General features: G+C 69.8%; 22 protein-coding genes, 1 tRNA gene and 1 pseudogene. 13 read left to right on the top strand and 11 right to left on the bottom strand.

Features of this window, described 5'->3' with window-relative positions:
- Nucleotides 1–147: 147 nt before the first annotated feature.
- Complete coding sequence (locus ACZ4AA_RS17685) at nt 148–1083, bottom strand: alpha/beta fold hydrolase (protein ID WP_467602324.1); 936 nt, start codon at nt 1081–1083, stop codon at nt 148–150.
- Nucleotides 1084–1327: 244 nt separating this feature from the next.
- Here ACZ4AA_RS17685 and ACZ4AA_RS17680 point away from each other — a divergent pair, with 244 nt between their 5' ends.
- The 5 genes from ACZ4AA_RS17680 (at nt 1328) to ACZ4AA_RS17660 (ending at nt 4580) form a co-directional block, all read left to right on the top strand.
- Nucleotides 1328–2278, top strand: coding sequence for a class I SAM-dependent methyltransferase (locus tag ACZ4AA_RS17680; RefSeq protein ID WP_467602322.1), 951 nt, complete (start codon nt 1328–1330; stop codon nt 2276–2278).
- 63 nt (nt 2279–2341) lie between these two features.
- On the top strand, nt 2342–2788 hold the full coding sequence (locus ACZ4AA_RS17675; RefSeq protein WP_467602320.1) for a MarR family winged helix-turn-helix transcriptional regulator: 447 nt from the start codon (nt 2342–2344) through the stop codon (nt 2786–2788).
- Nucleotides 2789–3062: 274 nt separating this feature from the next.
- Nucleotides 3063–3629 carry an isochorismatase family protein gene (locus ACZ4AA_RS17670; RefSeq protein ID WP_467602318.1) on the top strand — a complete coding sequence of 189 codons (567 nt, stop codon included), beginning with the start codon at nt 3063–3065 and terminating at the stop codon, nt 3627–3629.
- A complete protein-coding gene (locus ACZ4AA_RS17665; RefSeq protein ID WP_467602316.1) occupies nt 3626–4198 on the top strand; it encodes a YbhB/YbcL family Raf kinase inhibitor-like protein in 573 nt (190 codons plus the stop codon). The genes ACZ4AA_RS17670 and ACZ4AA_RS17665 overlap by 4 nt, the downstream gene beginning before the upstream one ends.
- Before the next feature lie 16 nt (nt 4199–4214).
- Nucleotides 4215–4580, top strand: coding sequence for a cupin domain-containing protein (locus ACZ4AA_RS17660; RefSeq protein ID WP_467602314.1), 366 nt, complete (start codon nt 4215–4217; stop codon nt 4578–4580).
- A 273-nt stretch (nt 4581–4853) separates the two neighbouring features.
- Here the strand turns inward: ACZ4AA_RS17660 and ACZ4AA_RS17655 are convergent, their stop codons facing one another.
- Nucleotides 4854–5036, bottom strand: coding sequence for a hypothetical protein (locus ACZ4AA_RS17655; RefSeq protein WP_467602312.1), 183 nt, complete (start codon nt 5034–5036; stop codon nt 4854–4856).
- On the opposite strand from ACZ4AA_RS17655, the gene ACZ4AA_RS17650 reads away from it, so the two are divergent.
- Nucleotides 5029–5283 (top strand): hypothetical protein, encoded by a 255-nt coding sequence (locus ACZ4AA_RS17650; RefSeq protein ID WP_467602310.1) that lies wholly within the window; start codon nt 5029–5031, stop codon nt 5281–5283. The genes ACZ4AA_RS17655 and ACZ4AA_RS17650 overlap by 8 nt on opposite strands.
- An 89-nt stretch (nt 5284–5372) precedes the next feature.
- Here the strand turns inward: ACZ4AA_RS17650 and ACZ4AA_RS17645 are convergent, their stop codons facing one another.
- Nucleotides 5373–5981 (bottom strand): TetR/AcrR family transcriptional regulator, encoded by a 609-nt coding sequence (locus ACZ4AA_RS17645; RefSeq protein WP_467602308.1) that lies wholly within the window; start codon nt 5979–5981, stop codon nt 5373–5375.
- Between the two features lie 116 nt (nt 5982–6097).
- On the opposite strand from ACZ4AA_RS17645, the gene ACZ4AA_RS17640 reads away from it, so the two are divergent.
- Entirely contained in the window at nt 6098–6958 is an 861-nt protein-coding gene (locus ACZ4AA_RS17640) for a class I SAM-dependent methyltransferase (protein ID WP_467602306.1), read from the top strand.
- 81 nt (nt 6959–7039) lie between these two features.
- On the opposite strand, the gene ACZ4AA_RS17635 is transcribed toward ACZ4AA_RS17640, so the two are convergent.
- Nucleotides 7040–7723 carry a DUF4328 domain-containing protein gene (locus ACZ4AA_RS17635; protein ID WP_467602304.1) on the bottom strand — a complete coding sequence of 228 codons (684 nt, stop codon included), beginning with the start codon at nt 7721–7723 and terminating at the stop codon, nt 7040–7042.
- Between the two features lie 427 nt (nt 7724–8150).
- On the opposite strand from ACZ4AA_RS17635, the gene ACZ4AA_RS17630 reads away from it, so the two are divergent.
- Nucleotides 8151–9260 carry a phosphatidylinositol-specific phospholipase C domain-containing protein gene (locus tag ACZ4AA_RS17630; protein WP_467602302.1) on the top strand — a complete coding sequence of 370 codons (1110 nt, stop codon included), beginning with the start codon at nt 8151–8153 and terminating at the stop codon, nt 9258–9260.
- Nucleotides 9261–9380: 120 nt separating this feature from the next.
- On the opposite strand, the gene ACZ4AA_RS17625 is transcribed toward ACZ4AA_RS17630, so the two are convergent.
- Nucleotides 9381–9584 carry a cold-shock protein gene (locus ACZ4AA_RS17625; protein ID WP_339134274.1) on the bottom strand — a complete coding sequence of 68 codons (204 nt, stop codon included), beginning with the start codon at nt 9582–9584 and terminating at the stop codon, nt 9381–9383.
- A gap of 348 nt (nt 9585–9932) precedes the next feature.
- On the opposite strand from ACZ4AA_RS17625, the gene ACZ4AA_RS17620 reads away from it, so the two are divergent.
- Together ACZ4AA_RS17620 and ACZ4AA_RS17615 are read left to right on the top strand one after the other, a co-directional pair.
- Nucleotides 9933–10661, top strand: coding sequence for a glycoside hydrolase family 16 protein (locus ACZ4AA_RS17620; RefSeq protein ID WP_467602300.1), 729 nt, complete (start codon nt 9933–9935; stop codon nt 10659–10661).
- Nucleotides 10662–10787: 126 nt separating this feature from the next.
- Nucleotides 10788–12494 carry a serine/threonine-protein kinase gene (locus tag ACZ4AA_RS17615; RefSeq protein ID WP_467602298.1) on the top strand — a complete coding sequence of 569 codons (1707 nt, stop codon included), beginning with the start codon at nt 10788–10790 and terminating at the stop codon, nt 12492–12494.
- A 122-nt stretch (nt 12495–12616) separates the two neighbouring features.
- Here ACZ4AA_RS17615 and ACZ4AA_RS17610 read toward each other — a convergent pair whose 3' ends face one another.
- The 3 genes and pseudogenes from ACZ4AA_RS17610 to ACZ4AA_RS17600 all read right to left on the bottom strand — a co-directional run bounded on the left by ACZ4AA_RS17610 (nt 12617) and on the right by ACZ4AA_RS17600 (nt 16304).
- On the bottom strand, nt 12617–13495 hold the full coding sequence (locus tag ACZ4AA_RS17610; RefSeq protein ID WP_467602296.1) for a geranyl diphosphate 2-C-methyltransferase: 879 nt from the start codon (nt 13493–13495) through the stop codon (nt 12617–12619).
- Nucleotides 13496–13510: 15 nt separating this feature from the next.
- Nucleotides 13511–14727: pseudogene (locus ACZ4AA_RS17605) on the bottom strand (family 2 encapsulin nanocompartment cargo protein terpene cyclase).
- Nucleotides 14728–14891: 164 nt separating this feature from the next.
- Nucleotides 14892–16304, bottom strand: coding sequence for a family 2B encapsulin nanocompartment shell protein (locus tag ACZ4AA_RS17600; RefSeq protein WP_467602294.1), 1413 nt, complete (start codon nt 16302–16304; stop codon nt 14892–14894).
- 427 nt (nt 16305–16731) lie between these two features.
- Between ACZ4AA_RS17600 and ACZ4AA_RS17595 the strand changes: the two genes are divergently transcribed.
- Complete coding sequence (locus ACZ4AA_RS17595) at nt 16732–17910, top strand: hypothetical protein (protein WP_467602292.1); 1179 nt, start codon at nt 16732–16734, stop codon at nt 17908–17910.
- Between the two features lie 77 nt (nt 17911–17987).
- Here ACZ4AA_RS17595 and ACZ4AA_RS17590 read toward each other — a convergent pair whose 3' ends face one another.
- Nucleotides 17988–18578, bottom strand: coding sequence for a DUF6461 domain-containing protein (locus ACZ4AA_RS17590; RefSeq protein ID WP_467602290.1), 591 nt, complete (start codon nt 18576–18578; stop codon nt 17988–17990).
- A gap of 119 nt (nt 18579–18697) precedes the next feature.
- On the opposite strand from ACZ4AA_RS17590, the gene ACZ4AA_RS17585 reads away from it, so the two are divergent.
- Nucleotides 18698–18772, top strand: a tRNA-Trp gene (locus ACZ4AA_RS17585).
- Here the strand turns inward: ACZ4AA_RS17585 and ACZ4AA_RS17580 are convergent.
- Nucleotides 18754–19419, bottom strand: a complete 666-nt coding sequence (locus tag ACZ4AA_RS17580; RefSeq protein ID WP_467602288.1) for a hypothetical protein — start codon at nt 19417–19419, stop codon at nt 18754–18756. The genes ACZ4AA_RS17585 and ACZ4AA_RS17580 overlap by 19 nt on opposite strands.
- 144 nt (nt 19420–19563) lie before the next feature.
- Between ACZ4AA_RS17580 and ACZ4AA_RS17575 the strand changes: the two genes are divergently transcribed.
- The gene (locus tag ACZ4AA_RS17575) at nt 19564–20349 is read left to right on the top strand and encodes a GNAT family N-acetyltransferase (RefSeq protein ID WP_467602286.1); all 786 of its coding nucleotides are present in this window, start codon (nt 19564–19566) and stop codon (nt 20347–20349) included.
- A gap of 90 nt (nt 20350–20439) precedes the next feature.
- Here the strand turns inward: ACZ4AA_RS17575 and ACZ4AA_RS17570 are convergent, their stop codons facing one another.
- On the bottom strand, nt 20440–22515 hold the full coding sequence (locus tag ACZ4AA_RS17570) for a hypothetical protein (protein ID WP_467602284.1): 2076 nt from the start codon (nt 22513–22515) through the stop codon (nt 20440–20442).
- Nucleotides 22516–22658 lie beyond the last annotated feature (143 nt).

The following is a 22658-nucleotide window of genomic DNA, read 5'->3' as shown; positions in this document are numbered from 1 at the left end:
TTCGGTCGCCGTTGACGCCTCTCTTACGTCGGCGCTTCCAGCCTTGACGGGGCCCTTACGGCCGTCGGCCCGTACCGGTCCCTCACGGCCGCCCGCGCGTACCTGCGGCCGTGAGGCGACACGCTCCCCGCGGGGGGACTCCCCGGGTCAGTGATGTGCGGCCACCACGCTTTCGATCTCCTTGAGCACGAGCTCGGGGCGGTCCTTCGGAACGTCGTGGGAGCTGCCCTTGGCGGTGACGAGCGTTCGGTGGGGCCCGTCCTGGACGAACGAGGCGGCGGCGTCCCGCCAGCACTGGGCGTCCTCGGGAGAGCCGTCGAACGGTGTCTTCTCCGAGACGATGACCGTCACCGGCACCGCGTCCGGCCACGTGACCTTGTGGTAGGCCTTGTTCGTCGCGACGAAGCTCTGCGCGGTGGAGATGAGCTGGCGGTTCCGCGGCTCGTCCGGGGCCTTCTTCGCCGCGTCGACCTGGGGCCCGCTGAGAGCCACGAGGCGGGCGATCTCCTGGTCCGTGAAGAGCGGCGGCAGGTTGGCGTCGACGAGGACCGCGCCGGAGAGCATCCGCGGGTTGTCCTTGGCGAAGTAGGTCGCGACCTCACCGGCCTGGGAGTGGGACACCAGGGTCACGTTCTCGGTGACGCCCAGCTGCCGGAGCCCCACCTCCAGGTCACTGACGGCGCTCTCGACCTTCCACGGACCGGGCACCACATCACTCTGGCCGAGCCCGGCCCGGTCGTAGGTGATGACGGTGGCGCCGGTGGCCGCGTGAAGCCTGGGGACGAGGTCCTTCCAGTAGGAGGAGTCCTCACCGCCTCCCGAGTCGAGGACGATGACGGAGCCGTGGCCCCGCACGACATGGAAGGCCAGACGGTGACCGCCGTTGTCGATCATGTGGAGCTTCGACTCACCTGCCTGGCCAGTCCCCGGCGACACGGAGGCCGTCACGGACGGCGAGGCCGAGCGAGGGGGAGCGGAGTCGTGGTCGCCACAGGCCGTGACGGCGCCGGCGGTCAACGCCGTCAGGGCGAGGACCGACAGGGCACGGTTCACGGACCGGCGGCTGGACGTGACGCGGGGCATTCTGATCCTTCGGACGAGGGGTACTGGGGTGACGACCTCCATCATTCGGTGAATCGATTCATCGCAGAATCCGGCAGGCCCGCGTGCCGGTGATGCGGCTGGCGCGAGTGAGCGCCGTGGGGTTAACCCCCGTGTGCGCGCCTTTTCCGTACGGCTTCCTGGCGTGACCACCGCCGCCGCCCGCCGCCCGAGAGCGGCCCACTGTCTTCACCTGCCCGCCCGGGATCCGGTTGAATGGCGACCCGTGAGCGAGATCGAGCGTGCGGCGAGCCGGACGGCGGTACTGGTCTGTCAGGGGCGGGCCGCGGCGGACGGGACAGTCGCCGCCGGCCGGTTCTCGGACCCGGTCGCGGTGCGGCTGCTGCGCGCCGAGGAACGTGCGCCCGTGGACGAGGTGCGGACGGGGGTGCCGCCGGAGGGCTGGCAGGCGCGCACGCGGTACGAGAGCGTACGGGCCTGCGCCGAGGTGATGGTGCCGCGTACCGTCGCGATCGACGAGGCCCTGCGCACCCGTGTGACCGACCAGCTCGTGATCCTCGGAGCCGGTCTGGACACGCGGGCGTGGCGTCTGACCGAGCTTGCGCGGACCGACGTGTGGGAGGTCGACCATCCGGCCTCCCAGCGGGACAAGCGAGCCCGCCTCACCGAGGCCGCACGACAGGTCCGGGAGTCGTCGCGGGAGAGCGGCCCTCCCCCGGCCGAACTGCCGGTCGTCGCCCGCTCCGTGCGGTTCACACCGGTCGACTTCTCCGTCGACGACCTCGGCTCGGCGTTGGACGGCGCCGGGCACGACCCCTCCGTAGCGACGACCTGGCTGTGGGAAGGCGTCGTCCCCTACCTCACGCGCGAGGAGGTGCGCGCCACGGTGGCCGCGCTGGCCGCCCGGACGGCCCCGGGCAGCGTCCTCGTCGTCAACTATCAGACGCCCTCCGTGAGGGCGTCCGTGGGCAGGTCGCTGACCCGGGTGATCGGCGGTTCCATCACCTCGGGCGAACCGTGGCGCTCACTGTGGAAGCCCCGGCACATGGCCGCTCTCCTCGCCGAGCAGGGCCTGCGGGTGGTGTCCGACACCGACCTCCAGAGCCTCACCGAAGCGCTCGGTGGCGCGACACGGCGGCGGACGTCACTGCGGTCCGGGCGCGTCGCCGTCGCCGAGAGCCACGGCCACGACCACGACCACGACCACGAGAGCTGACCGGGGGACGGGGCGCGGGGTCGAGGAATTCACTAAGGCTGATTGATAAAGTAGCCTTAGTACATGAGCGATGATCTGGACTCCGACCCCGACCCGGTCGCCTCGGCTCTGCTGGCCGGCATCAGCGTGCTGGTGCGGCGGGTGCGCCTGGTGCCCGTCGACGGCGGGCTCACGATGCCCGAGCGGACAGCACTGTCGCACCTGGACCGCTCGGGTCCCACCACCTCCTCGGCGCTGGCCCGGGAAGTCCAGATCACCGCACAGGCCATGGGAGCGACACTCGGCGCCCTGCGGGCCCGCGGCCTCGTAGAGCGCCGTCCGGATCCGGACGACGGCAGGCGGGCGGTCCTGACGGTGACCGAGGCCGGCCTCCAGGCGCTGAAGAACAAGCGCAACGCGCGGGCGGAGCTCATCGCCCGGGCTCTGAACAGCGGCGCGTTCACCCCGGCGGAGCTGGAGCAACTCGCCACGGCAGCGCCGCTGCTGGAGCGACTGGCTCGGAACATCTGACGCGGACGGGACCGCGACGCGGAACGCGGATGACGAAACCTCCACGACAGGTGCCCCGCGAGCTTCGGCCCGTTACCGCTGCGAGGGGACACCATGACCGTCGGCGAGTTCGACCCCGTCCTCGCACCCGCGGCCGACGGCTGTACAGGAACGCCTGCGGCCGACGACCGTACAGCGAAGCCCGCAGCCGACGACCGGAATGCGAAGCCCCGGCCGAGACCACCACTCCCCCGAGCCTGGCAACTGGCCGACCTCCCCAGGAGAAACAAGCACCATGACACTGACAACGATCGACCCCACGTCCGCACTGGTCGTGATCGACCTGCAAAAGGGCATCGTCTCCGCCCACACCGACCATCAGGTCACCGCCGCCGTCGAGCAGGCGGCCCGGCTGGCCGCCGAGTTCCGGCGGCACGACCTGCCCGTGGTCCTGGTCAACGTCACCGGACGCGCGCCGGGACGCACCGAGACCGTACGGCCCCTGAGCAACGCCACGCCGCCGTCCGGCTGGACCGATCTCGTCGACGCACTCGACGTCCAACCCGCCGACCACCTGATCAGCAAACGGCGGCGCAGCGCGTTCCACGACACCGGTCTCGACACCCTCCTGCGGGACCTTGGCGTCACCCAGACCGTGCTCGCCGGCATCTCGACCAGCTCGGGCGTGGAGTCGACCGCACGCTCCGCCTCCGACCACGGCTATCACGTCGTCCTGGTCACCGATGCCATGAGCGACCCCGATGCCGACTCCCACCGTCACACCATCGAGCGTGTCTTCCCGAAGCTCGGCGAGACGGCCACCACCGCCGAGGTCATCGACATGGTCGAGGCGACGCGATGACTCTGCTCGGCCGACTCCTGAAGAACCGCCGAGCGGGCGAGACCCACACGGCGTGGAACCTGTCGAACCTGCAAGGCCCCGAAGTGCTGAACCTCACCAGCGAGAACTTCGACCACGACCGTGCCCTGCCCCTGCAACACTGCGCGAAGACCATCGGCGGTGACGACGTGTCGCCCCACCTGGCCTGGACCCCGCCGCCCTCCGGAACCGCACAACTCCTCCTGGTCGTTGAGGACATCGACGTACCCCTCACCAAGCCCGCCGTGCACTGCCTCGCCCTGATCGACCCGGCGATCGACCACGTGGACCCTGGCGCCCTCGCCGCGCGGCAGCCGGCCGCGGGAGTGCGACTGCTGCGGTCCACGATCGGGCGCGGATATCACGGTCCCGCGCCCATCAAGGGCCACGGACCGCACCGCTACGTCTTCCAACTGTTCGCCCTCTCAAGCCGCTTGGACAGCACACCTGATACGACGTCAGCATCCCGGACGCGGCCCCGTGTCCTCCTGCCCGCCATCACCGCGTCCGTCCTCACTCGCGGCCGGCTGACCGGCATCGTCGAACGCTGATCTAGGCTTCACCACCATGACTGACAGCGTGTACGTGGGCAATGCGGGCAGTGACGCGGCACTGGACCGGGGGTGGCTGCTGGGGCACTTCAAGGACCACTCCGATCCTCGGCACAGCGAGGCCGTGGAGATCAAGTGGGGCGTCCACCCGAAGGGCGATGAGCGAGCCGTCTGGGTGACGGGCGAGGAGCGCACGGCCCTCCTGGTGCTCATCAGCGGGCGCTTCCGGGTGGAACTGCCCGGACGCAGCGTTCTCCTGGCTCAGCAGGGTGACTACGTCGTGTGGGGCAAGGGCGTCGATCACTCCTGGTTCGCGGACGAGGAGTCCGTGGTTCTGACGGTCCGCTGGCCCTCGGTACCCGGCTACAAGGTGGCCGACTGAGCAGTCTCCGCTGGTGAGCAGGGCCCCGTTCGGCCCTCGCCGGGGTGGGTGTGACTGCTGTGAGTAGGGTGGTGGCATGTACGCACGGGGGCGCAAACTCAGATTCACAGCGGTGTCGGCACTGGTCGTGCTGGCCCTGACGGGGTTCTCATCGGGCCGTCACGGCAGTCGCGGTCATCACAGCAGTGGCAGTGGCGGGGGCGGTTGCAGCAACTCCAGCCAGGACCACGACAGTTCGTCGTCGAGCAGCGGAGGCTCGTCCGGCGGTGGCTCCTACGGCGGTTCGTCCGGCAGTTCCTCCGGCGGTCCGTCCAGCGGTGACACGTACGCGTCCGGGACGAATTCCGGCGGCAGCGGGAGCGGTACGTACCGTTCGCGGCCCACCAGCCGTTCCACGCCCACCACGTCGTCCTCGGGCTCCACCACGCCCCTGAAGGACGGCACCGCCGTGCTCATCCACTGCGCGAGCGTCGACGACCCGTACGCGACCGTCGAGCTCAGGAACCCGAACGGTCGCTCGGGTCTCTTCACCGTGAAGGTCAGCTTCAAGGACAAGCACGGCTCCACCCTGCTCGACACTTCCGATCAGGTGTCGGTCCCCGGGAAGGACAAGGCGACCTTCCGGGTGCCCGTCGCGAGCACGGGACGGGTGGACCAGATCGATCACTGCGAGGTCGATCCACGGACCGTCGCCGTCCGTTGACGGCCGACGGGTCCGGTACGGAACGAGCGCGATGACGAGGACGCGAGGTGCGGCGGCGGTGTGCACGGACGAACGGGACGTCCGTCCGCTCAGCGGGACGCCGTGGACTCGTCCGGGGAGGCCACCAGGGCCGTGACCAGGCGCCGGAGCAGCGGGGCGGCGTCCTGCGGTTGTGGGCCCGGGTGCATCAGGAGGTGGTGGACCGTGCCGGTCAGGGCGAGCGCGAGCATGGGGCAGTCGGCGTCCGGGGCCACGCGGCCCAGTCGTTGTTCGGCCTCGAGGTAGCGGGTCATCGCGTCCTCGACGGCCCCCGGTCCGGGAGCGCCGTCGGCCCAGGAGCGGGCCACGCGCTGAGCGACCTGGTGGCGGGAGACGGCGGCCGCGGCGATCGCGGGGCCGCTCGTGCCGAGCATCGCGAGTGCCGCGGCGGTGAGGTTCTCGCGCACATCGCCGGTTCCGGCCCGGTCGGGCAGCGGGCCCACCTCCGCCGCGATCCGGGCGAACCGGTCCAGGACGAGTTGCGCCACGAAGTCGTCCAGGTCCGTGAAGTGGTTGTAGAGCAGGCCCTTCGCGCAGCCCGCCTCCTGCGTGACGGATCTGTTGGTCAGCCCTGCCGTACCCTCCCGCGCCAACACGCGCTCGGCCGCGGCGAAGAGCCGCTCCCTGACATCGGGGATCGCTACTCCGCGTGGTGACATCGGTTCCTCCCGGTCGCCGCTCGATTCTTCGAGACTCGACACTTGCCAGTATGGGCAAACGCTCATACCTTGGTATGAGCGTTTGCCCATACTAACTCCCTGGCAGGAGTCATCCCATGCGCGAGCTCGTCAACACCGCACAGTCCCAGGCCTGGAACGGCGACGAGGGCCGGCACTGGAGCGATCACCACGACCGATGGAACGCCATCAACGAGGGGTTCAACGATCCCCTGCTCACCGCGGCCGGGATCGGCCCCGAGGACCAGGTGCTCGACATCGGCTGCGGGACCGGCCAGACCACGCGACGGGCCGCACGCACCGCCGCCCGGGGTTCGGCCCTGGGCCTCGACCTGTCCGGCCCCATGCTCGACCGGGCACGCCTTCTGGCCGCGGAGGAGGGCCTGGACAACGTCCGCTTCGAGCAGGGCGACGCCCAGGTGCATCCCCTGACCGAGGCCGCTTTCGACGTGGCCCTGAGCCGCTTCGGGGTCATGTTCTTCGCGGATCCGACCGCCGCGTTCGGCAACATCGCCCGGGCCCTGCGCCCCGGCGGACGGCTCGCCTTCGTGTGCATGGCCGACCCCGCCCGCTGCGAATGGGCCCAGGCCTACGGCACGGTGAGCGCGGCTCTGCCCTCCGTGCCGCAGTCGTCCGGTGACGCGGCCGGCCCGGGCATGTTCTCGCTCGCCGACCCGGTGACCGTACGGGAGGTTCTCGGGAAGGCCGGCTTCGACGCCGTACACACCGAAGCCGTCGACGCGCTCGGCGACTTCGGGCACGACGCCGACGACGCGGCCGGGCACCTGCTGGGGTCAGGACCCGGGCGGCATCTGGTGGAACTCCTCGAATCCACAGGCCGCCCGGACGGCGCGCAGCACGTGCGGTCGGCCCTCCGCACCGCCCTCGCCCCGTACGAGCGGACGACCGGTGTACGTATGCGGACGACGGCTTGGCTGGTCACGGCCGTCCGCCGGTGACATCGGCGTCAGCCGTCCTCGGTTCCCGCGGCGTCTCGGGTGCGGTACGGGGAGGGGGCGGCCGGCGTCATCAGGGCCCGGTCAGCCGAGTGCGGGAGCTGCGGTGCCTGTCGGTGGAGCCTCGGTGGGCGTCATCGTGACCGCGTGTTCCAGTCTGCGGACGAGTTGCCAGATCACGGTGATCGACAGCGCGGCGGCACAGATGTGGAGGCTCTCGCCGATCATCATCTGCCGCAGGGCATGCCGCGCCTGGTTCGCATCGGCCGCCTTCTTCAGATCCTCGACGCCATGGCCGTACCCGTTGGCCGCGGCCAGGACACACACCCACCAGACAGTGAGCAGGGGATGTCCGCGGTGGCGTTTCCCCTCCGGCCGGGCGGCGGCCCAGAGGTCGTTGACGAACATCTTGGGGACGAAGAGCTGCGCCACGGGTATCACCCAGCCGAAGAACAGCCACGCCCTGCGCCGGCGTTGCCCCTCGCGCCAGAGCACTTCCGCGACATCGCGCATACCGGCGAGCAAGATGCTGAACTGAAGCAGGGCGAACAACAGCAGTCCGGTCCGCCAGCCCAGCAGGTTTCCGAGGTAGATGTCCGCCTCGACGAACGGGTTGCCGAAGTAGGGCCCCGTCGCCGACGCTCCCGTCAACAACCGGTACTTGTACCAGGCTGTCAGTCCGACGGCCAGGCTCGCGAGGCCGAACGCGACCAGGGCCCCACAGGCAAACCGGGCCTGCCACCGCGGCAACCGCACCGCTCCAGCCACTTGCATCCCTCCGGAAGCCACCTGTTCGGACTTCGCGCAGGTCAGCAGCGGATCCTACCTTTCGCTTGGAAGATCTTCCACGGGGTCACGCGGGGGCTTCCCACTCCTCGCGCGGCCCCGGAAATCCCGCTCGCCGACGGTGACTCCTGACAGGCAGCCCGAAGGGGTCCGCCCTGTTACGTCGTGGTCAACGCGCAGAGGCGCTCCCCTTCTCAACTTCCTCTGGGAGTAGGGGTGATGTACGCCAACCTGCCCCCGCAGGGCATCCCGTCCGCCCACAAAGCAACCACCATCCGATGTCCGGAAAAGATCGGCCGGATTCGTAGCTGACAGCAGGATTCTCGATCGCGTTACGTGTCATGTCTCCGTCGATTCACGCGCAACCGTCACCGTCCAGACGGAGATTGACCCCCACGATGGAGGAACCTTGACCGGCCCCACGAACCGCCGCAGATTTCCCCTCCGCCCGCCGGCCGCGCCGCGAATCGTGCTGCTCGGCACCCTGAGCCTGATCCTGGCGATCGGCGCCGCCGGAGCCGGCGGCGCCACCGCGACCGCCTCCGCCGCCGACACGAACGCGCTTCAGCTGTCCGGCACCACCACGTCCGGAATCCACAACACGTACGACCCCAGCGCGTTCACCTACCTCGCGCAGGGCCTCGACACCGGTACCTCGATGATCGAGCTGGACGTCTGGGACGACTTCTTCACCCAGGAGTGGAAGGTCAGCCACAGCAGCCTGACCAGCAACAGCAACAACTGCGTCAACGCCTCCTCGGCCGCCGACCTGTACACCGGCGGTGCCAACAAGGACCTGGAGACCTGCCTGGACGACGTCCGCGTATGGCTCGGCGCCCACCCGGGCCACGGGCCGCTGATCATCAAGCTGGAGATGAAGGCCGGTTTCCAGGCCAACCTCGGGATGAGCCCGGCCAAGCTGGACCAGTCGATCACCGCGCACCTGGGGAGCCTGGTCTACAAGCCGAACGACCTGCTGAACAAGCCCGGCGGTGGCCAGTACGCCACCCTCGACGACGCGGCCAAGGCCGGGAACTGGCCGACCCGGGCGCAGTTGGCGGGCAAAGTGCTGCTGGAGGTCATCCCCGGCACGGTCGAGGAGGGCAACCCGACCGACACCCTGTGGACGGACAAGGAGTACGCGACATACCTGCGCAACCTGCACACCGCGGGGACCACCGCGCAGGCGAACATCTTCCCCTCGGTCCACAACGCCGCCTCGGGCGACCCGCGCACCCGCTACTCGGACACGGCACTGCGCCCGTGGTTCGTCGCCTTCGACGGTGACGCGTCCGCGTACGTCAACAACGGCATCGACACGAGCTGGTACGACACCAACCACTACCTGCTGTTCATGACGGACTCGCAGAACGTGTCGCCGGCTCTCGACGACGTCAGCCCGTCGGCCTCCGACGCGTCGGCGCGGGTCGCCCTGCTGGCCAAGGCGCACGCCACGGTCGCGTCGAACGACTGGCGCGGCCTGCCGGACGTACAGTCGCTGGTCCTGCCGCGCGGCTGAAACACGAACGTGTCACGACTGCACCACCACTGAGCCGCGGCCGCACCACGACAGGTCCCGGCCGAGAACAGGAGCGGGGCCCGGCGACAGCCGGGCCCCGCTCGGTGTTCTGCTCTGGCGTCAGCCGCGGACGATGTTCTCCGCCTGCGGGCCCTTCTGGCCCTGGGTGACGTCGAAGGAAACCGTCTCGCCCTCGACCAGCTCACGGTAGCCGTTGCCGGAGATGTTCGAGTAGTGGGCGAAGACGTCGGGGCCGCCACCGTCCTGCTCGATGAAACCGAACCCCTTCTCGGAGTTGAACCACTTCACGGTGCCGCTGGCCATGCTGATGTCCTTCGATATCGCCGAGGAGGACCCCGGCTGCTACATGTCACGGGGCTGCCCAAGCGGACAACGCCCGACGTCTTTTTTACCCCACGAGGCAGACTCATGACTATGGCTTCAGGGTGACTTGGATCATGATTTACGCCCATGAACGAAGGTCTGTCCGCGCGACAGCCGCCCCGTCGCCGGACAAGGCGCCCCGAGCGCCCCGCTCTGTGTTCACTTCCGGAACACAGGTAGCAATCCCTGCCGCTCCTATTGTCAGGTTCTGAACAAGCTCCTACGTTCCGAATGAATGCATGGGACCGCTCCCACGCGTCATCTCCCCCATCGAGCAACGGAGCTCCGATGACGACAGTCCCCGCACGATGCAGGTGGCTCATAGGCCTCGTGCTCGCCGCCTGCATGACGCTGCTCGCGGCACCACAGCCCGCGCACGCCAGTTCCTGGGGCACCCCCCAGACCGTCAACTCCTGGAACGTCATCAGCGGCCGGTGGACGGCCAACAACGAGCTGGAGACCTACACACCGGACTGCGTCTGGTACGACGGCGACACACTGATGATCAAGACCTACAACGCCGGCGGCCAGGTCTACTACTCCGGCCGCGTCGAGTCGAAGGCCCTGTACGGCTACGGCACCTACAGCTTCACCGCGAACATGCCCAGCGGACAGGGGCTGCTCCCCGCGGTGTGGGCGGCCTATCTGAACCCCTGGCTCCCCGAGATCGACGCCGCCGAGATCGTCGGATCCAACCCCAACACCGTCTACCAGACCTTCCACGACACCAGCAACGCGCAGACCCAGCGGTCCGCGACCAACGCGGGGGGCTGGACCAACAACTTCCACGTCTACTCGTTCAGCTGGTGGCCCGACCACATCGACTTCTGGGTGGACGGCGCCTTCCAGGGGACCAAGTGGTACAGCACCGCTCCCGGCGTCGGCATGCACTTCATCGTCAACACCGCGGTCGGCGGCGACTGGCCGGGCAGCCCGAACTCCTCGACCTGGGCCACCGCGGACGGGGCCCGCTACCTCAAGGTCTCCTCGATCACGTACACCCCGTACTACCCCTGAGCGGCCGCGCAGTGGCGCAGCTGTCACCGCCCGGGGAGCCGGGTTGAACGGGTCACCACGGCTGCGATAGCGTCGCACTGACGAGAAATCGCGTCAGTGCGACGCTATCTGTTCCGAGGGGGAGCCATGACACAGGCACTGCTCGCTGGGCGCTATCAACTCAAGGAAGTCCTGGGCCGGGGCGGCATGGGGGTCGTCTGGCGCGCGGAGGACGAGCGGATCGGCCGGACGGTGGCGCTGAAGGTGCTGCGGCCCGAATACGGCGTGCCGGCCGCGCAGGAAAGACTCGCCTCGGAGGCCAGAGCTCTCGGGCGGATCTGGGATCCGCGCGTGGTGGCCGTGCTCGACTACGGACAGGACGCGGACGGCACGGTGTTCGTCGTCATGGAACTGGTCGCAGGACACACCCTGGAGCGGGCCGCCGCCGGTGCCTCGGTGCCCCTGGTCCTGGACTGGGCCGGACAGATCTGCCGGGCCCTTCAGGTCACACACGCGGCCGGGCTGCTGCACCGCGACATCAAGCCCGGCAACGTGATGGTCACCCCCACGGGGACCGTCAAACTCCTGGACTTCGGCATCGCCCGGTGCGTCCGGGAACAGGACCCGGAGAACCGGCTCACCCTGGCGGGCCAAGCTGTCGGAACGCCCGCCTACATGGCACCCGAGCAGCTCGGCGCCCCCGGGAGGACCGACGGAAGAGCCGACCTGTACGCCCTGGGCTGTGTGCTGTACGAGCTTCTCACCGGAGCCCGGCCCGAGTGCGGCGGTCTCTACGAGAGGAAACTGCCGCCCCCGCCCTCCCTCCACTCCCGCATGCCACTGCCGCCCGAGGTCGACGGACTCGTTCTGGCGCTCCTCGCCCCGCAGCGGGAGCACCGGCCCGCCGACGCGGGAGCCGCGCTTCACCTGGTCGGGGCCGCGATGGACGCGTGGACCAGGACGCACGGCCCGACGGATGCAGGACCGACCGCGCCTTCGCGAGCCGGGGAGAGCGGCGCCGAGGGCGCGGGCGCGCCCGATGCCCTGTCTCCGTACGACCCGACCGCTCCGCTCGACGTCATGGCGCCGTCGCCCGCGCGGGCCCAGGCGGACCGGACCCGGGTCATGCCGATGTCCCTCTCCGGCCTCGACCGCGTCCGCGAACTGGCCGCCTGGCAGCGAGGGCACCCGGAGGTGTGCAGGGACCCACGGACGCCCGCGGTCAAGGAACTGCGGCGCCTCGTCGAGGAACTGGCCCATCTCCCGGAAGGTCTGCTGGCCCACATCGACCTGTCCGGCCTGAATCTGGACGGCGCGGTCCTCATCCGGGCCTCGCTGGCCGGGGCGCGGCTGACGGGAACTCAGCTCTCCTTCGCCCTGATGCCCTTCTCCGATCTGCGTGAGGCGCACCTCGTGGGCGCGGACCTGGCCGGCACCTACCTCGGCTCGGCCGACCTCAGGGGCGCGGACCTGTCGGACGCCCAGCTCTACACCACCCACCTCACGGAGGCGAATCTGACGGGAGCCCACCTGAGGGACGTCAACCTCGCGGCCGCGATCCTGTCCGACGCCGACCTCTCCGGCGCCGACCTGCGGGGTGCGGTCCTGCACGGCGTCTCACTCCGCGAGGCCCGGCTGAGGGGCGCCGATCTCTCGGGTTCCGATCTGCGAGGTGCCGACCTCAAGGGTGCCGACCTGAGCGGTGCCCACTGGTCCGTCGAGACCTGCTGGCCGTTCCCGTCGACCGAGCTGCGCAAGCTGTCGTACGCCTCACACGTACCGGGCGGCTTCGTGACACCCGACCCCTGCACCTCGTGGAGACTGCGCCGCCTCCTGGACGGCGACGGCAGATAGGTACCCGAGTGGTGACTCCCCATATGGCGCCTCCCCATGTGGTGCCGAAGCTCCTGGGTCCTGGGCCGCGTGGCTGGTCCGGGCAGCGCCTCGTGACGTGCCCGGACCTGTCCTGCGGTCGGTCAGACGCGGTCGGCCGCGATCAGGAGGTACTGGAAGGAGCCGTCCTTGTACGAGTTGATGAAGGCCGTCTCGATCCCGGTCACCAGCGAGGACGTGGCCCTCAGCTCCCAGTACGGCAGGGTCTCGGGCGTCAGGTCGATGACGGCCTGCGGCACCAGCCGGTTGTTCGCCATGGCACTGAGGTACTCCCGGCGGGAGTGGATGTTGCACTCGAAGTGCGCGTTGATCTGGGAGACCCACTTCGACGGCTGGCCGTAACGCGGGTTCCAGCAGCCGGTGATGGTGACATAGCGCCCGCCGACCGACAGGACGCGGGAGTGTTCGGCGAAGAGGTCCTCCAGGTCGACGTACATGCTCGACTCGTTGTTCCACGAGGCGGCGGCCTGTCCCGTGTCGAGCGGGGTGTCGAGCATGTTGCACACCCGAGCGCGGACATGGTCCTCGATGCCGAGTTCCAGGGCGCGCCGGTTGGCGAACTCCGCCTGCTTGGCCGACAGGGTGACGCCTTCGACGCTGCACCCGAACCGTTGGTGGGCCATGACCATCGAACCACCGCGTCCGCAGCCGGCGTCCAGGAGGGTGTCGTCCCGCCCGATGGAACCGAGGTGGTCCAGGAGGACTTCGGCCTGCGCCGACTCCAGGCGGTGGAGCTCGGAGACCAGCCTGCTCTCGTACCCGGCGTCCGCGGTGTCCCCGAGGGCGGCGTGGTCGATGGCGCCGATGCCGTAGTGGTGGTGATAGAGCCCGTCCACGTCACCGAGACGCAGATTGACGGGCCTGGCCTCGCCGTCCCAGTAACGGGCGATGTCCTCTTGATAGGGCGAGGCGGGGCCGGGAATGAACGCGGTGGTGGCGGTGGTGAGTTCCGTGCTGGTCATGGTGGGATCCGTTCCTTACCAAAAGTCGGGCAGGCTGTATCGGTAGGTGTTCGTCTGGTGCCAGTGGTGGTTTCCGTCGACCCACACGGCCACTCCTCGCAGGAAGCGCAGCACGCTTGGGACGGGGCAGGCGGCCGCCAGGGCGGCGGCCTCGGACTCGAAGGAGTGCATGAGGTCGTTGTGGAGCTCGACGGCCTTCAGATAGGCGTCCCGGTCCGGGACTCCCTCACGCTCGGCGATCACGACGGGCAGGTTGAGATGCCTGCCCGGGCTGTCGAGCTCCTTGGTGTACGAGTAGAGGTCGTTCACGATGGTGGTGGCGTTCGAGGCGAGCGCGATGACCCGCTGCATGTCCGGCTGGGCATGCACGTCCGCGGGAAGTTCGTATCCGCCGACGGTGTCGGTGATCGTCGGGCAGGGACGGAAGTTGTTGAACTGGCGCATCGCCAGGTACTCCCAGACCTCGGGCACGTGTTCCGCCTCGGCCCAAGCCGCCTCCGCGAGGTAGCCCAGGTGCAGGCGTGCCATGTCGTGCCGGTACCGGTCGGCCTGTGAGGCAGTGGCCCGCTCGGAGAAGTAGGCCATGGCGGAGCGGTAGGCGCGCCGAGGCGCGTCCGACTGGAGCGACTGTGCCCAGGGCCCTTCGTACTCCGGTGTGGTGAGCACGGGGTCGAGAGCGGTGTGGGCCAGCAGGAGTCGGCTGCCGAGCCCGACCGGTGAGCCGCCGTGGTCCTCGCAGTAGCAGTCGTCGAGCACGTTCTCAGCGACCATGAGCCGTGTGGCGATCATCAGGTGGTCGACCGTGGGAGCGTCGGGATGGCAGGCCACCATGTACCGCCCCACGGAGAAGCCGTCGAACTGGTCCTCCCACTCCGGGGGGTAGGCCTGGACCTCGTCGACCGCCCAGCGCTTGATCCGGCGGCTGACCTCCTCGACCCGCGCGGGGTCCGGCGGTGCCACCGGGTGGTGGTAGAGGCCGGGGACGGGAGTGCCGTCCGGCGGTGTCTCGATCTCGCGCGGCGTGGGTGGTTCCTCGCGCCGCGCGAAATACAGGCCGGCCGTGCCCAGCCCGCTGGGACCCCGCAGGAGCCGTTCCAGAACAGGGGTCGCGGCATCCATCGCGGCATGGCTCTCCGCCCCGGCCTGGGGGGCGAGCGCGCCGACGGTGTCGACGCCGGTGGTGCCGGCGGTGGTGATGGCACCGGCGGGGGCGGCGCCGGTGGTGTCGTCATGGGTCTCGGCGGGTGTGAGGCGGATTCGGGCCCCGACGAGGGCCACGGCGTCCGCCAGGCGTGACTGCACAGAGGTGGGCCCGGGCTCGGGCATCCTTGGCTCCTTGATGGAATGGTCGAGGTCCTCGCCGGGCCGGGGACCTCGGGAGTCGAACGGGGGCCGGTCAGTGACGACTGCGGGCGATCTGCACGTTCTCCAGCACGCCCAGCGCGTCGGGCAGAAGGATGGCGGCGGAGTAGTACGCGGTGACCAGGTACGAGAGGATCGCCTGCTCGTCGATGCCCATGAAGCGCACCGACAGCCCCGGCTCGATCTCCTCCGCCAGGCCGGTCTGAAGCAGACCGATGACGCCCTGGTTGTCCTCCCCGGTTCTCAGCGCGAGGATCGAGCTGGTGTTCTCGTCGCTGACGGGGATCTTGTTGCAGGGCAGGATCGGGACCCCGCGCCAGCCCGGGACCTCCTGGCCGTCGATGTCGACGGTCTCCGGGTAGAGCCCGTAGGCGCTGAACTCTCGGCCGATCGCCGCGATCGTCCTCGGGTGGGCGAGAAAGAACTTCGTGCCGCGGCGCCGGCAGAGCAGATTGTCGAGGTCGTCCGGCGTGGGCGGTCCGGAGTGACTCTGGATCCGCTGTTTGAAGGCGGCGTTGTGAAGCAGTCCGAACTCACGGTTGTTGATGAGCTCGTGCTCCTGGCGCTCACGCAACGCCTCGACGGTCAGGCGGAGTTGTTCCTCCGTCTGGTTCATCGGCCCGTTGTAGAGGTCGGCGACCCTGGAGTGGACGCGCAGGACCGTCTGCGCGATGGAGAGTTCGAACTCCCGCGGGTGGAGTTCGTAGTCGACGAAGCTGCTCGGCACCTCGGCCTCGCCGGTGTGACCGGCCGACAGGGCGATCTCGGCCTCGCCGTGGTGGTTCTGGCGCCGGAGGGCGAGCGCGCCGAGATGCTCCAGGTGGGTTCGCAGACCGGGGGCCGAGGACAGCACGGCGGCGAAGTCGGAGCGGGACAGCGTCAGCACCGTACCCGCCGTACGGGCGGTGGCCGTGCAGCCCCATGTCGCCTCGGGATCCACGAGGGCGTTCTCGCCGAAGTGACCGCCATCGGCGAGAACGGCGTCCGTCGCCTCGTCCCCGTATTTGCCGACGGACGTCTGGCCGACCCGGCCATGGGCGATCAGGTGCAGCTGCTCGGCGGGGGTGCCACGACGAACCAGAACCTCACCGGCCTGGAAATCGCGTTGGACGCACCGGTCGGCGAGCGCCGTCAGCACCTCGATGTCCTCGAACCCCCGCAAGAGCGCGACTTCACCCAACTGCCGGGGAATCACCCGGACATCGGCGCCGTCCTGGACGAACTCGATGTGTCCGTCACCCACGTTGTAGCTCAGCCGACGGTTCACCCGGTAGGTGCCGCCCTTGGTCTCCACCCATGGGAGCATCCGCAGCAGCCACCTGGAGGTGATCTCCTGCATCTGCGGGGCGGACTTGGTGGTGGTGGCGAGGTTGCGCGCGGCCGCGGTGCCCAGGCTGGACTGCCGACGCGGCTCCAGCCCTGCTTCCGGGCTGGTCTCAACGGTCATCGAGCGAGGTCTCCTTCGGCAACGGTGTCGATCGGCGCGTGCGCGCCACCGGGTGGCAACGGATGGGCGAAACAAGCGGAATTCGCCCAGATCCATGGGGACCGTATCCGCCGATGCGCCCGACTTGCCCGTCGAGCCGGTCGAGTTACCTCGATACGGCGATCTTGCTCGCTGCGTGGTTTAGCCGAGACCAGCTGGATTCGGACAGGGTGATCGAGATCCGGCCGACACCGGGGCCCGGCCGCGCCCCGGACACCCCTCCCGGACGCCTGTCGGAGCGCGCGGACCAAGCTGTGTCGGGCACGCCGGCCCCGATCTGTCGGACCGGAGGGGAATTTACGTTCCCTGGCATGGGCACCCATTGCACAACCAGCGTCTGGCCAGGGATGATGCCCCTCATCATTCGTACGGCAGGGGTGGAACAACTGTGAACGAGGAAGCCCTCGACGACGGAGCGGAATCGTCGGGATCGGTCTCCCGGATCCGCTACCGGGCTTCATGGCAGCAGATCCTGCCTCTGGGCCTGCTCTTCGGCGTCCTCGCGCTGATGCAGTTGTCGAACCTCTTGATGTGGGCACACGCTCGGCCCGGAATGGCGAGCGTGCCGTTCGAGTCGCGCGTCCTGGCCATCGTGCTGCCGATCGTCCTCGCGCTCGAACTGTGGATGCTGGGCCGGTACGTCGGGATCACCCTGACCCCCGAGGCGGCCGTCGTCCACAATCTGCGCCGCCGGACCATTCCCTGGACCGATGTGGCCGAGGTCGCGGTCGAGCCGGTCACCGGTGGACAGCGGGTGGTGCTCTACGAGACGGACGGACGCCGCACTCCTCTGCGCATGCCGAGCTCCGCCTTCCTGTCCCGCGACCGCCGGTTCGACGAGAAGGCCGCGACCATCCGGGGCTGGTGGCTCGCCCACGGTGGCATGTCCCGCGTCCCGGATCCGGCCGATGAAGTCGGCGCCTGGGGACACATGCACGGCCGAGCGTCCGAACGCCTGGGCATGCGACCCGCGCCGAGCCGCTCGACCCCCGCCGTCCTGCTGCTCGTCCTGCTCGCGGCCGATGCGGTGCTGGCGGGATTCGCCGGAGGTCCCGTCGCTGATCACCCGACGACGCTCGGTCGCGTGATCGGCCTCCTCGTCGCGCTCGCGCTGCTGCTGGGCGCGGGCTTCCTGAGCTTCGGCCGAGGCGTCGTCCTCACCGCCGACCATCTGGCCGTACGGGGGCTGCGGACCCGGACGATTCCCTGGGACGACGTCCGAGGGATCGTCGTCGAACCCCACGGCGGGGGGCGCAGGCTGGTCATCGTCGAAGCGGGCAGTCGCCGTACGCCGTTGCCGGTACCGCGCGTGGGACGCGTGCTCTGGGACTCGGAGTTCGAATCCAAGATCCAGACGCTCCGTCATTGGTGGCACGCCCACGCGAAGACCGACACGAGCCCGCCCGATGCGGCGGCTCCGCCACTCCCCGACGAGCCGGCGCTCCTCCCCTACCCCGGACCGCGCGCATGGCAGAAGGCGGTGGTGGCCCTGGTCTGCGTCGTCCTCGGCTACGAGATCCTGGTGTCGGTGCTACTCGGAACCCTGTTCGCCACCATCGGCACATGAGCAGACCTCAGGCGCTGACGCGGCCCTGAGTCGCTCGGGGCTTGAGTCGCTTGGGGCTCAAGCCACCGGGCCTTGAGTCACTGGGGCAATGGGCTCAACCGCCCGCTCATGCGCGGGTCGTCCACCTCTGCGGGCTGCGTGAGGCGGATGCCGAAAGCGTTCTCGACCAGGGACAGGACACCGTAGAGCCGGGGACACTCTCCGGCGACGAGCCCCAACGGGCGCATGTGGGCGTCGAGTCGGGCCGGGTCCTGCCCGGTCGGCTCGATCTCCTGGAGCGTGTGGAAGTCGACCATGATGTCACCTTCGACCGCGTACTTGAACCAGTGCATCGGCTTCTCGTTGTAGTGCAGGGCGACAGCCTCGGTACCCTCGGAGACGGCGCTGAGGATCCGCTCCTCGAGCCCATGCACACCGCCCTGTTCCCATGCCCAGGTCCATTCCCCGTCGATCCCCGTCGTGACGACCGGCTCCTCGTCGTCGAGCAGGTCGTCGCCGAAGTCCTCCGACAGATCCATGCCGTCCCGAAGTGCGAGGGTTTCCTGGTCGACACCCATGCGCGTGAGCAGTTCGACCGGTTGCAGACCCCGTACGAAGGTCACGGTGTAGATGGGGAAGTCGCCAGCTCGGAACAGCTCCAGGCCATGTTCCGCGTGTGCATTCGTCATACGGCGGATGCTGTCACACGCCTCTGACAGCCGGTCCGACTGCCGATCCGCGCAGCCGGAGCAGTCACGTCCTGGTGGCTCCGGTACGCCGCGATTGCTCCTACGATGGCGGGCGGGGCGGGGCCGTAGCGCAGAGGTCGTCGCGCGCGGTCTCCAAAATCGCGAGGACGCCGGTTCAAATCCGGCCGGCTCCGCCTTCCGGGGATGGCAAATCCGTGGTGCAGGCCCTGCGTTCTGCCTCCTGCCCGAGCTTGGGCAGTCCGCGCTTCACCCCGCACCGGAGGCTCTCCTCGCTCCGGCCCCTCGTCCAGGTCGTGATGGCCCCCTGAACGGTGCCGCCCGCGCACGGCACCAAGAACTTCGCCGTCACCAGCCAGACTCCCACCGCTTCGACGAACCGCCCCCGGGCCTCGGTGTCCGAGTCGTTGAGCATCTTCGAGGTCGTGCGTTCGGCCGGGTCGGCCACCGTCAGTCGGGTCCCCACCGGTTCCACGGATATCGAGATCTTGTTCTCCAACGATGCCTGAGCGTCCGCGGGACGCACACCGGCTTCGACGGCCCCACGGGAGATACGGGCCGTCATCGGGCGGATCAGCCTCGGCTCGGGCGGCCGCGCCGAACCGTGCGCGGGAATCCGGATCTCCTCCGCGTCGGAGAGTCCCACCAGCACGACCCGGCGGTCGACGGACTGCCAGACAAAGCCGTCCGTCTCGCACCTGGATACGGGCGAGCGTGACGGGGACGGCTTCCGGGCACCGGCGGCGTCGAGCGACGACTGCTCCTGCGCGGCGCAGGCTGTGAGCAGAGCGACGGCACACGCCACCGACAGGACAGATCTCAACGGTGTTCCTTGCCTCGTACGAAGGTCCGGCCGGACCCTGGTGGCCGCCAGTGTGCCAGGGCGGTGATCAGGCTTTTCAAGGACCTGGCGCTTTTTGATCGCCGTCCGCGGCCTGGGCCACCTGGAGGCTCGTACGGTGGTCACATGATGGACGTGTTGATCAACGAACTCCGCACCGCCTACGACGCCCAACTCCGCGGTGTCACTCCGCCCGGCGGCAGCGTTCGCGTCGAGACGGACGGCCCCTTGACCCGGGTCGTCGGCTGGCACCGCGGCTTCGTCTCGGGTCCACGCGACCTCGGTGTGTACGGGGCGGAGCTCGACCTGCTCATCGCGCGGCAACGCGACTTCTACGCCGCCCGGGGCGAGGCCGTCGAATGGAAGACACGCGCGCACGACCTGCCCACCGACCTCACCGAGCGGCTCACCGCGGCCGGCTTCGTCGCGGAGAACAGCGAGACCGTCCTCATCGGAAAGTCCGCCGCTCTCGCCGCCGATCCCGTCCTGCCCGACGGCGTGATCCTCCGCCGTGTCACCGCCCCATCGGACCTCCAGCGGATCGCCGCCATGGAGAGCGGGGTTTGGGGCGAGGACTGGAGCTGGCTCGCCAACGACCTGGCCGCCCGGATCGAGAACGCCCCGGAGAACATCGTCGTCCTCGTCGCGGAGGCCGGAGACGACGTCGTCTGCGCCGCCTGGCTGGTGTTCAAGGACGGCGCGGACTTCGGCGGCCTCTGGGGCGGCTCGACACGCAAGGAATGGCGCGGGCAAGGCATCTACCGGGCCATGGTCGGCCACCGCGCCCGGCTCGCCGCCGCCCGCGGTGTCCCCTACCTCCACGTCGACGCCTCGGCCGACAGCGCCCCCATCCTTTCCCGCCTGGGCCTGCACGCGGTCACCACGACGACGCCGTATGTGTGGTCGCCCTGAGCCCGGCCGGAGTGCATGGGCACTGCGCCCGGCCCTCGACACATCAGTGGGCGAAGGCCGTCGGTTGATCCTCGGGACGGGACGGAGCGGTCAGACGGATCTGTCGGCTCGCCGGTCGATCCGGGCCAGGGCCGCCACGCGTTCGGCCTCTGTCGGCGCGGGCTTCACCTGGTCCGGGTGACGGATCAGGTAGTGCTCGCGGGCGGTCCGCAGGCCGATGGCCCGGGCCTCCGGGGAGAGGCCGGGGTGCTCGGCGACCTCCACCGCGCGCTGCCACCAACTCCGGCTGCGGGGGTCGACCGCGTAGTGCCACAGGGGCTGTTCGGGGTCGGCCACACCGATCAGTACCCGTCGTAGGACGTGCTCCGCGATGTCCGGGTTGCCGAGCAGCCGGTCGGCCACGAAGAGCGGGGGCTCCCCGTCGAGGCGGGCCCGGACGAGCACCCAGGTCATCAACTGGCCCACGTCATGGGAGCGTGAGGTGACGAACCGCCACAACTCCGCGGCCTTGGCCTCGTCGGGGGCGCCGAGGTGGGTGAGGAGCCGCAGCTGGTCCTTCCAGACCGGCCGGGGCCCGTTCCACCAGGAGACCAGCTTTGCCGTGGCCGGGTGGTCCAGGTCGAGGGCGAGGCAGGTCGACGTGACGAGCGGGTGGCGCCATTCGGTGTACGTGGTGCGGTACGACTTGGTGAGGTCTTTCAGCCGGCGCGGAAGCAGCGCGTCGGCGTCGGCCTTCGTGGCCAGGCCGTGGGCGAGGAGGAGTTCGAGGCAGAAGCCGAGTCCTTGCAGAGCGGTGTCCGGGTCGGCCACGCGCTCCCGAAGCCAGTGGACGTCGGCGTCTCCGAGCGCCCGGTACCGGTGCCACAGATCGCCCAACGCCCCCTCGTACGCGGTGAGATCGGGTCCGGTGCCGGACAGGAGCCGGTCACGGGCAGCCTCGTACCGGTCGACGGCGGCCAGTGTCTCGGCGCTGTCGACGCCGACGAGCACGGAACCACCGGACCGAAGCGCCTCCTCCCGTACGAGGTCGACCTGATCGCGGGCCGCGCTCGCCGCGAGGACGCGCAGGGCGTCCGGCAGCCGTTCGTCGGTGGCCAGGCGGACCGCCGTGAGGGCGGCGTAGGACCGACCGGCCTGGTGGTCCGCCCCGGTCTGCCGGCGCCAGTCGGCCGTGGCTCCCCCGATCAGCGCGTCGTAGAGCCGTATCAGGGAGGTCTCCGGGGCCTCGGAGGCGGTCAGTTCCGCCGCGACGGTGACGGCGGCCCGTACGACGTCGGGCTGGTGGAGCGAGCGATGCAACGCCAGCCAGGCATGGACCGAACCGGGGTCGCCGGCGAGCGCGCGTGTCCGCACCACCGACAAGCCCTGCTCGGACGGCACTTGCTGGAGGATCGCGGATGCCTGGGGGCCGAGGGCTGCGACGATCTCCCATGTGTCCTCGTGGCCGTGGCGGAGCAGCGCGTGAAGCAGTCCGCGCCAGGCACCCCATCCCGTGAGCCGCCCATCGTGCTCCAACCTCCAGGCGCGCAACAGCCGTTCGGTCTCCTCGGGTGTGAGGCCGTCCCGTCGTTCGAGCGAGGCCACGAACCGGGTGGCGGCGGCGAGGTCCAGTGGCTCGCGCAGCCGGTCGTGGAGCCACTCGGCCTCGGCCGGTGACAGGGGCCGGTACCGGAGGGAGGAAGCGCTGCGGTCCACCGGCTCGTCGAGCGCCTTGAGGAACTGGCGCACGCCGTCGGGGTCCAGGGGGTCGGGCAGACCCGCGTCGTCCCGGTGGGTGACCCGGTCAAGCACGAAGGCCTGCCGCGGCCCGGCGTCGACGACCCGGAATCCGGTCGGCCCCTCGCCCAGACCGGCGGCGACGGTGGCGTGATCGCCGCCCCAGTGCACCAGCAGCTCCCCCGTCAGGGCGCCGGTACGGTCGAAGGCACTCGCGTGGGACTGCCAGTGCCAGTAGGCGAAGGAGAGAGGGTCGGTGAGCCCGCGGGCCTCGATGAGTTCGGCGGCGTCACCGTGGCCGTCGGACTGGGTGTAGCGGGCCCGCCTCGGCGGCGGCAGCACGAGAAACGCGTCTCCGCCGAGTTCCCGCCACCAGGCCGTGATCGTGGCGAGGTCCGAGGACCGCCGCGCCGTACCGCGCCCGGGTGGGGTGGTGTCGGGGCTGTTCACGTGCTGCTCCCTGGGGGCTCCGGGATCCCTCCCGAACGAATCATCGGCCGGGATTCACCCTGCCACAGGGGTCTGACATCCCCGACTCCCCCTGTGACAAGGGCCCCGCACCTCCCGGGGCGTGGGCTGCCGCTGCCTGCGGA

The organism is Streptomyces sp. NPDC024698 (genome assembly GCF_055559015.1).
The sequence above is the reverse complement of the archived record's forward strand: the minus strand, read 5'-3'. Positions and strand labels throughout refer to the sequence as shown.

What these genes read in the sequence shown, in the direction of transcription:
- ACZ4AA_RS17685 (WP_467602324.1), bottom strand. Translation starts at nt 1,083, where the DNA reads ATGCCCCGCGTCACGTCCAGCCGCCGGTCCGTGAACCGTGCCCTGTCG.
- ACZ4AA_RS17675 (WP_467602320.1), top strand. Translation starts at nt 2,342, where the DNA reads ATGAGCGATGATCTGGACTCCGACCCCGACCCGGTCGCCTCGGCTCTG.
- ACZ4AA_RS17670 (WP_467602318.1), top strand. Translation starts at nt 3,063, where the DNA reads ATGACACTGACAACGATCGACCCCACGTCCGCACTGGTCGTGATCGAC.
- ACZ4AA_RS17665 (WP_467602316.1), top strand. Translation starts at nt 3,626, where the DNA reads ATGACTCTGCTCGGCCGACTCCTGAAGAACCGCCGAGCGGGCGAGACC.
- ACZ4AA_RS17660 (WP_467602314.1), top strand. Translation starts at nt 4,215, where the DNA reads ATGACTGACAGCGTGTACGTGGGCAATGCGGGCAGTGACGCGGCACTG.
- ACZ4AA_RS17655 (WP_467602312.1), bottom strand. Translation starts at nt 5,036, where the DNA reads ATGAGCACGGCGGTGCCGTCCTTCAGGGGCGTGGTGGAGCCCGAGGAC.
- ACZ4AA_RS17645 (WP_467602308.1), bottom strand. Translation starts at nt 5,981, where the DNA reads ATGTCACCACGCGGAGTAGCGATCCCCGATGTCAGGGAGCGGCTCTTC.
- ACZ4AA_RS17640 (WP_467602306.1), top strand. Translation starts at nt 6,098, where the DNA reads ATGCGCGAGCTCGTCAACACCGCACAGTCCCAGGCCTGGAACGGCGAC.
- ACZ4AA_RS17625 (WP_339134274.1), bottom strand. Translation starts at nt 9,584, where the DNA reads ATGGCCAGCGGCACCGTGAAGTGGTTCAACTCCGAGAAGGGGTTCGGT.
- ACZ4AA_RS17620 (WP_467602300.1), top strand. Translation starts at nt 9,933, where the DNA reads ATGACGACAGTCCCCGCACGATGCAGGTGGCTCATAGGCCTCGTGCTC.
- ACZ4AA_RS17615 (WP_467602298.1), top strand. Translation starts at nt 10,788, where the DNA reads ATGACACAGGCACTGCTCGCTGGGCGCTATCAACTCAAGGAAGTCCTG.
- ACZ4AA_RS17610 (WP_467602296.1), bottom strand. Translation starts at nt 13,495, where the DNA reads ATGACCAGCACGGAACTCACCACCGCCACCACCGCGTTCATTCCCGGC.
- ACZ4AA_RS17600 (WP_467602294.1), bottom strand. Translation starts at nt 16,304, where the DNA reads ATGACCGTTGAGACCAGCCCGGAAGCAGGGCTGGAGCCGCGTCGGCAG.
- ACZ4AA_RS17590 (WP_467602290.1), bottom strand. Translation starts at nt 18,578, where the DNA reads ATGACGAATGCACACGCGGAACATGGCCTGGAGCTGTTCCGAGCTGGC.
- ACZ4AA_RS17575 (WP_467602286.1), top strand. Translation starts at nt 19,564, where the DNA reads ATGATGGACGTGTTGATCAACGAACTCCGCACCGCCTACGACGCCCAA.